This window comes from Streptomyces sp. NPDC006265, from assembly GCF_040613555.1.
GTDB lineage: Bacteria > Actinomycetota > Actinomycetes > Streptomycetales > Streptomycetaceae > Streptomyces.
This window is the reverse complement of the sequence record NZ_JBEXSH010000455.1, coordinates 1-7214: the sequence shown is the minus strand read 5'-3', so window position 1 is coordinate 7214 and position 7214 is coordinate 1. Positions and strand designations below refer to the sequence as shown.

Below are 7214 nucleotides of genomic sequence, written 5' to 3'. Positions count from 1 at the left end.
CTCAACTCCCTCGCCGACTACCTCACCAAGGTCGGGACCGGCAGCCAGAAAACAGAGGAAAACTAACCATCAGAATTTCTGGCGCAGGACACTAGAGACAGAGATCGTTCTTACCTGGGGAGATCTGTCCGGGTGTCGGCTGTGCTGAGGATGTCGCCGCGCCGACGGTCCGCTCCGAGAGGCGCGGGCTGACCGGGCAGAAGTCAGCAGAGGCCGTAGTACCAGCCGGGATGGGCCGCGATGCGGCCGGGCTGGGAAGGGCCGAACATCAAGTGGAGCAACTGACGTATGGCTGCTCGTGCCGGACACGATGACCGCAGTAATACCGCTTCGGCGGTGCCGACCGGGGAGGGACCGGTGCATTCCGGAAGTGCCCCGGCGGAGCGCAGTGGCCGGTCGGCGCGTCACGCGGAAGACGCTCACCGCGAGGGGGAACCGTCCTTGTGGGAGTCGATGCTCTCGAAGGAGAACCTGCTCGCGGCGCTCAACCGTGTCGAGGCGAACCGGGGTGCTCCCGGGGTGGACGGCATGACCACGGCGGAGTTGCGGCCGTGGGTTGCGGTGCACTGGCCCGCTGTGCGGGCCGGACTCGATGCGGGCACCTACCGGCCGGCGCCGGTCCGTCAGGTGATCATCCCGAAGCCTGGCGGCGGCGAAAGGATCTGAAGGACCGGCTGAAGGAACTGACGTCGCGCCGGTGGAGTATCGCGATGCCTGAACGCATCGTGAAGGTCAACCGCTTCACCGCTGGCTGGATGGGCTACTTCCAGCTTGCGGACACCCCGAAGGTGTTCCGCGAGCTGGCCAAGTGGCTGCACCGCAGGATGCGGCAGATCCGGTGGAAGGAATGGAAGAGGCCGAAGACCCGTCAGCACATGCTGCGCAAGCTCGGGATCAACGAGCAGCTGGCCCGTGAATGGGGCGGCAGCAGCAAGGGGTACTGGCGGATCGCGGGCTCTGCCGTCCTCAGCCGGGCACTGCCCAACACTCACTGGGACGACCTTGGTCTGCGCATGCTCAGGCCGACCTGGCAACGGTTGAGATCAGCTGGATGAACCGCCGGATGCGTGGCCCGCATGTCCGGTGGTGTGGGAGGAGGGCCGGGCGACCCGGCCCTCCTACCCGATTCGGGCAACGGCGGCGGGCTCTGCGTCGTCTTCAGGCGTGAGTCACCACGACGCCAGGAGTGCCATGACCAACACCAAGGCCCGGACGGCCGCGATGATCACCCCCGTCGGGCAGGAGGCCCAGGAGGAGGCGAGGGCGCTGGCGCGGGACGGGCGGGCGGGCAAGGCCGTCCGGCGGTTGCGCAAGGACTCGTGGCTCAAGCGGGGACCGGCGCGGGAGGCCCTGGAGTTGCTGGTCGACGGGCAGGCGCTGCCCACGAGCAGCGGTCAGGCGCTGGATGTTCTGCGTCGGCTCGATGCCCCGCTGGTCGGGGAGCTGACCGCGCTGCTCGAGGGCGGCCGGCAGATCGCCGCGGTCAAGCTGCTGCGTGAGCGGACCGGCATCGACCTGGCCGGCGGCTATCACCTCGTCGTGGAACTGGGCAGCCGGCCGGACACGCACTGAGCACTACGATCACCAGGGCGTGCCGGTCGGAGAAGGGTGGGTGAGCGTCGCTGTGAGTCGGCGCATCGTCGTCGTCACCGCCGTGCACGGCTCCCATGCCCGGTTCCTGCCGGAGGCCTACGCGTCGTTATGCGCGCAGCGGCTCCCCGAGGGCTGGGAGTGGCACTGGGTCGTGCAGGAGGACGGGGAGAGCGAGGACGTCGAACCGTACGTGCCGAAGGACGCTCGCGTGACGTTCCGGCAGGGGCGGGCCGGCGGGCCCGGTGTCGCGAGGACCATGGCGCTGGCCCACGGGGACGGGGCGTACGTGAAGGTCCTCGACGCCGACGACCGGTTGGCGCGGGGTGCACTCGCGCGGGATCTCGCCGCGTTGGAAGAGGATCCGGGCCTCGGATGGGCCACGTCGCGGGTGCTCGACCTCATGCCCGACGGGTCGACCGTCGGGTTCCCGGGTGATCCTGACCCGGGGCCGATAGAGCGGGGCGCGGTGCTCGCGCACTGGAAGGCGAACGGCTTCCTCGCGCAGGTGCATCCCGCCTCACTGTTCGTGCGACGGGAGTTGCTGCTCGCCCTGGGCGGGTGGATGGCGCTGCCCGCCTCGGAGGACACGGGTCTGCTGCTGGCGCTGAACGCGGTGAGCAGGGGCTGGTTCTCGGGGGAGGTGGGCCTGCTGTACCGGAAGTGGGACGGGCAGGTGACCGGACAGGCGGCCCACGTGGACCGGGCCGAGCGGGAGGTACGGATGGCTGTCGTGGAGGCCAGGGCCAGGGCGCTGTCCCGGCTCCGGTGGGGTGCGCCGGCCGCGCTATGAGAGCAGCTCGGTCTGCGCCGGGGCCGTCGGCGTCAGGTCGTGGCGGGTGTAGTACTCCGTGCCGAGCAGTCGTTCCCGTTCGGGCCCGGGGAGGGCGGCGACGAGGCCGGGCGCGGCTCCCCGCGCCACCTCCGTGCGGTGGGCCAGGACCGCCGCGACCTTCCGGTCCAGCCAGGGGGTGACGTCGACGGTGGCGGTGACGCGTTCGCCGGGGACCGTGCGCAGTGCCTTTCCGACGGCGCTCAGGTGCCCGCCCCATGCTCGGACCGCCGCATGCGGATGCGTGGACAGGTACAGGGCGCTCGGCTGCCAGGGCTCTCCGGCGTCCGGGTAGAGGCGTTCCAGGCCGGCGGCATGGACCGCGAGCGCCGTCACGCGGTGGGTGTGTACATGGTCCTCGTGGCCGGTCAGGCCGCCGTAGGCGTCATGGGTGACGACGATCTGCGGGCGGAGGTCCCGGAGGTGGGCGACCAGTTCCCGCACCACCTCGTCCAGCGGGGCGTCGCACCAGAGGGGTCTGCCCGGGGCCGAGTGCGGGGCGCGGGAGTCGGCGTAGCCCAGCATGCGTGGGGTGCCGGCGCCCAGGATGTGGAGCGCCTCGGCCAGTTCCGCGGCGCGCGGGCTGTCCGCCGACCAGGTCGCTGTGACGACCGCCGTGCGCGCCCCCTCGGACGCGTGGCGGGCGAGGACGCCGCCCGCGGACAGGGACTCGTCATCGGGATGGGCGAAGACCGCGAGCAGGCTCGGTGTCGGCATCCGCTCCTGCTACGGATGGTCCGGTGTCGACGGCGGCGCCTGGGTGATGCTGATCGCCTGGCTCGGGCACTTCTCGACCGCCTCCAGGATCGCCGGGTCCTCACCCGCCTCCTCGCGGCCCGGGCGGACGACGCCGAAGCCGTCGATGAAGTCGAAGACCGCCGGCGCCCGGTGGGCGCACTCGGCGGAGCCGTAGCAGAGATCGCGGTCCACGAAGACCTTCATGCCCTTTTTATCCTCCTCCTGACGGCGTCGGGACCAGGACCCCATGGCCGTCGGGAGTTGACTGCCCAGCGGGACGCAGGCTCAACCGGGCCGCTTACCCCGCTCCTCCGGCGGTCGCCAGCCAGTGGGCGACCCGCCGCACGGCGGCCTCGTCGAGTCGTTCCACCAGGGCCTGGACGGTCGTGTCGTCCTCGGGGGAGAGGTCGTAGAGGCCCGCCTTGGTCAGGCCGGCCATGAGGACCTGGTGGCGGCGGCCGGTCATCCGCTCCGCGAGCTTGGCCGGTTCGCCGGGGGAGCGCTCGGGAGCGGGCTCGGGAATGGGGCCGGGAATGGGCTGAGAAGTGGCGGTCTGCTGCTGCGGGGTGTCGAAGCGGTGCCACGCGCCGTCCTTCGGGCCCCACAGGGCGACCGTCACCTCGTCGCCCCGTGCGCGCAGGGTCTGGGTCATCTCGCCGAGGGCGTACAGGACGGGCGTGCGGTGGGGCGACTGCGCGGCCGTCCGCCAGGAGCCCGTGGCCGGACCGTAGAACATCGCGACCCAGCGCGGAGCACCCTGCGGTCGTGGGCTCTCGGGACGTGACTCCACTGCGCTCACCCCTGTACATCGCTCCGGAAGCGGTACGGCAGGGCGACCATAGCTGACGGAGTGTCAGTTTTCCAGGGTCGGTCGACGGGGTTCGCCGGGGTCGGTCGACGGATTCGCCAGGGCCGGTCGACGGGGTTCGCCGGGGTCGAATACATGGTCCGCCGGGGTCGCGGGGCGGGGTCCGCCGGGGAGGCTCACCACGTCGTCCGGCACCGGTCCCTCCCCTCGTGGGGACCGGTACCGAACGGTGGAGCTGTCGTCGTCCGGCTCGGACGGAAGCTGACCGGACGGGTGGCCCGCTGCGTCCGGATCCTGCCATTTCCGGCCACGGAGGAGGAGGTTCCGGCGCCTGGCGGACGGTATTGCCGCAGGTCAGCCATATAGAGTGAGTTTTCCGGTCCGGACGTCCAGGCGTGGAAGTAAGGAGCTGAGACCTTGAGTTCCGACTCGGGGGCACGCACCGCCTTCGCGGAACGCCTCGCACTGCTGTACAAGGAAGCCGGTAACCCTCCCCTCAAGCGGGTGTCCGAGGCGGTCGTCCGGCTCCAGCGCGTCGACGAACGCGGGCGGCCCGTACGGGTGTCCGCCCAGCGCATCAGCGACTGGCGGCGGGCCCGGAACGTACCCGCTCAGTTCCCCGCCCTGGCGGCGGTGCTGCACGTGCTGATCCCCGACGCGCGGCGCTCACGGCCCACCCCGGTCTCCCTCGGTCTGTACGACCTCGGCCAGTGGCAGCGGCTGTGGGAACGCGCGGTGGCCGACCCGGTCGGCGAGCGTCCCGCCGCGTCCGAGGCCGAGGAGCGGCAGCGGCCCGCGGACGAGACCGCGTCCGCGCCCGGCGGGGTGTGCCCGTACCGGGGGCTGGCCTCCTACCGGCGGGAGGACGCCCGGTGGTTCTTCGGCCGGCAGCGGAGCACGGACGCGCTCGTCACCCAGCTCGGGGCCATCGCGGGGGCGGGCGGCCTGGTCATGCTCGTGGGCGCGTCGGGGGCGGGGAAGTCTTCGCTTCTGAACGCCGGTCTGGTGCCCGCACTGCGGGACGGCGCGCTGGGCGGTGACGACGGCGACGGTGTCGGCGACGGGAGCGGCCGGGCGCGAGAGGTCGTTCAGCTCGTACCGGGCGGCGCTCCGCTGGCGGAACTGAGCCGGTGCATCCCCGAGCTGGCGCCCGTCGTCTCGGCCTCCATCCCGCCCGGGGAAGCCCCGCCCCGGCCGGAGGCAGTGGGATCCGACGCCTCCCTCGCGCAGCGACCCGGATCTTCCGCCGCCCCCCTCGCGGAGTCACCCGGGTCTGCCGCCACCGGGAGCACCGGGCCCTCCCCCGTGGAGCGACCCGGACCCTCCCCCACAGGTGAACCCACCCCGCCTTCCTCTCCCACAGGAGACCCCGCCCCGCGGCAGCCCGGAGGCCCAACCACCCCGGAATCCGACGCTCCGCGCTCCACCGACGCTCCGCCCTCCACCGACGCTCCGCGCTTCATCACCGCCCCGCCCTCCACCGAAGCCGTCCGCGCCGCCGTCTCCGCCTGGGCCCGACGCGCAGACCCCTCCGGTGCCCGTCCGGTCGTCATCGTGGACCAGTTCGAGGAGACGTTCACTCTCTGCCCCGACGAGGCGGAGCGGCGTACCTTCATCGAGGTCCTGCACGCCGCCTGCTCGGCCGCCGGCCCCGGCGAACCGGCCCCGGCGGTCGTGGTGCTGGGCATACGCGCCGACTTCTACGACCGCTGCCTGAGGTACCCCGAGCTGGCCGACGCGCTCCAGCACCGGCACATGGTGCTCGGGCCGCTGACCACCACGGAACTGCGCGAGGCGGTGACCGGCCCCGCGAAGGCCGTCGGCCTGGAGCTGGAACCGGGGCTCGCGGAGCTGATCGTCCGGGAGGTCAGCACCGACGGCCCACGTGGGGCGCACGACGCCGGCGTGCTGCCGCTGCTCTCGCACGCCTTGCTCGCGACCTGGCAGCGCCGGAAGGCGGGCCGGCTCACCCTGGCCGGTTACCGCGCGGCCGGTGGCATCCAGGGCGCGGTCGCGGCGACCGCCGAACGGGCCTGGACCGGCCTCGACCCCGCCGCGCGCACCGCGGCCCGCCTGCTCCTGCTCCGCCTGGTCCGGCTCGGCGAGGACACCCAGGCCACGCGCCGCCGCGGGACCCGGCGTCAGCTGGCGGAGGAGTCGACCGACCCGGGCAAGACCGAGGAGTCCCTCGAAGCGCTGGTCCGCGCCCGGCTGGTGACGCTCGACGCGGAGACCGTGGAGATCACCCACGAGGCGCTGCTGCACGCCTGGCCGCGCTTGCGCGAGTGGATCGACGAGGACCGGCAGGGCAATCTGCTGCGCCAGCGCCTGGAGGAGGACGGCCGGGCCTGGGAGGAGTCGAGCCGCGACACCTCACTGCTCTACCGGGGCTCCCGGCTGGAGCAGGCCCACGGCTGGGCGAGGTCCGCCGGGGACACGTTCCTGACCCGCAGCGCCGTGGAGTTCCTGGCCGCGTCGGTCCGGCTGCGCAGGCGGATCACCTGGATCAGCCGGGGCGCGGTGGCGACCCTGGTCGTGCTGGCGATACTGGCGGTCGGGTCGGCCGTCGTCGCCTGGAAGCAGCGGGACGAAGCCGTCTTCGAGCAGGTGCTCGCGCAGTCCGACCGCCTGCAGGACACCGATCCGTCGCTGTCTGCGCAGCTCGACCTGGTGGCTCACGGTCTGCGGCCGGACGACAAGGGAGCGAACAGCCGCCTGATCTCCATCGTGAACGCCCCGCTCTCCACGCCCCTCACCGGCCACACGGGCGCCGTCTACCTCACGACCTTCAGCCCGAACGGACGGATCCTGGCCACCGCCAGCTACGACCGGACCGTGCGGCTGTGGGACGTCGCGGACCCCAAGCGCCCCGAGCCGCTGGGCAAGCCCCTGACCGGGCACACGAGCTGGGTGAGCAGCGCGGTCTTCAGCCCGGACGGCCGGACGGTCGCCAGCGCTTCCGACGACGGCACCGTACGGCTGTGGGACGTGTCCGACCCCCGGCACCCGAAGTCGCTCGGCAAGCCGCTGACCGGTCATGACGGCACGATCTACCTGATCGCCTTCAGCCCGGACGGACGCACGCTGGCCTCCGCGGGCGACGACCACACCGTCCGGCTGTGGAACACGGCCGATCCGCGCCGGCCGCGGGCCCTGGGCGAGCCCTTGACCGGGCACACGGCCGCCGTGCGCTCGGTGGCGTTCGGACCGGACGGCCGGACGCCCACCGTCATGTGCCTGGACTGG

7 protein-coding genes and 1 pseudogene are annotated in these 7214 nt (G+C 72.6%); 5 read left to right on the top strand and 3 right to left on the bottom strand.

All coding sequences use genetic code 11. The features are described 5' to 3' along the window. The first annotated feature begins 453 nt into the window (after nt 1-453). The 4 genes from ABZ281_RS30180 to ABZ281_RS30165 all read left to right on the top strand — a co-directional run bounded on the left by ABZ281_RS30180 (nt 454) and on the right by ABZ281_RS30165 (nt 2383). The gene (locus tag ABZ281_RS30180) at nt 454-666 is read left to right on the top strand and encodes a hypothetical protein (RefSeq protein ID WP_356660566.1); all 213 of its coding nucleotides are present in this window, start codon (nt 454-456) and stop codon (nt 664-666) included. A gap of 44 nt (nt 667-710) precedes the next feature. Continuing rightward, on the top strand, nt 711-1055 hold the full coding sequence (locus ABZ281_RS30175; protein WP_356660564.1) for a group II intron maturase-specific domain-containing protein: 345 nt from the start codon (nt 711-713) through the stop codon (nt 1053-1055). Nucleotides 1056-1191: 136 nt separating this feature from the next. Further along, nucleotides 1192-1572 carry a hypothetical protein gene (locus tag ABZ281_RS30170; RefSeq protein ID WP_356660562.1) on the top strand — a complete coding sequence of 127 codons (381 nt, stop codon included), beginning with the start codon at nt 1192-1194 and terminating at the stop codon, nt 1570-1572. A gap of 40 nt (nt 1573-1612) precedes the next feature. Then, on the top strand, nt 1613-2383 hold the full coding sequence (locus ABZ281_RS30165) for a glycosyltransferase family 2 protein (protein WP_356660560.1): 771 nt from the start codon (nt 1613-1615) through the stop codon (nt 2381-2383). Here ABZ281_RS30165 and ABZ281_RS30160 read toward each other — a convergent pair. The 3 genes from ABZ281_RS30160 to ABZ281_RS30150 form a co-directional block, all read right to left on the bottom strand. Then, complete coding sequence (locus ABZ281_RS30160) at nt 2378-3139, bottom strand: PIG-L deacetylase family protein (protein ID WP_356660558.1); 762 nt, start codon at nt 3137-3139, stop codon at nt 2378-2380. The genes ABZ281_RS30165 and ABZ281_RS30160 overlap by 6 nt on opposite strands. Before the next feature lie 9 nt (nt 3140-3148). After that, nucleotides 3149-3364, bottom strand: coding sequence for a ferredoxin (locus ABZ281_RS30155; protein ID WP_356660556.1), 216 nt, complete (start codon nt 3362-3364; stop codon nt 3149-3151). 94 nt (nt 3365-3458) lie between these two features. Further along, complete coding sequence (locus ABZ281_RS30150) at nt 3459-3896, bottom strand: hypothetical protein (protein WP_356660554.1); 438 nt, start codon at nt 3894-3896, stop codon at nt 3459-3461. Between the two features lie 489 nt (nt 3897-4385). Between ABZ281_RS30150 and ABZ281_RS30145 the strand changes: the two are divergent. After that, nucleotides 4386-7214: pseudogene (locus ABZ281_RS30145) on the top strand (hypothetical protein); the annotation flags it as partial.

Excerpts from the sequence above, each read along its gene's own strand:
- ABZ281_RS30180 (WP_356660566.1), top strand. The coding sequence starts at position 454 with ATGCTCTCGAAGGAGAACCTGCTCGCGGCGCTCAACCGTGTCGAGGCG.
- ABZ281_RS30175 (WP_356660564.1), top strand. The coding sequence starts at position 711 with ATGCCTGAACGCATCGTGAAGGTCAACCGCTTCACCGCTGGCTGGATG.
- ABZ281_RS30170 (WP_356660562.1), top strand. The coding sequence starts at position 1,192 with ATGACCAACACCAAGGCCCGGACGGCCGCGATGATCACCCCCGTCGGG.
- ABZ281_RS30160 (WP_356660558.1), bottom strand. The coding sequence starts at position 3,139 with ATGCCGACACCGAGCCTGCTCGCGGTCTTCGCCCATCCCGATGACGAG.
- ABZ281_RS30155 (WP_356660556.1), bottom strand. The coding sequence starts at position 3,364 with ATGAAGGTCTTCGTGGACCGCGATCTCTGCTACGGCTCCGCCGAGTGC.
- ABZ281_RS30150 (WP_356660554.1), bottom strand. The coding sequence starts at position 3,896 with ATGTTCTACGGTCCGGCCACGGGCTCCTGGCGGACGGCCGCGCAGTCG.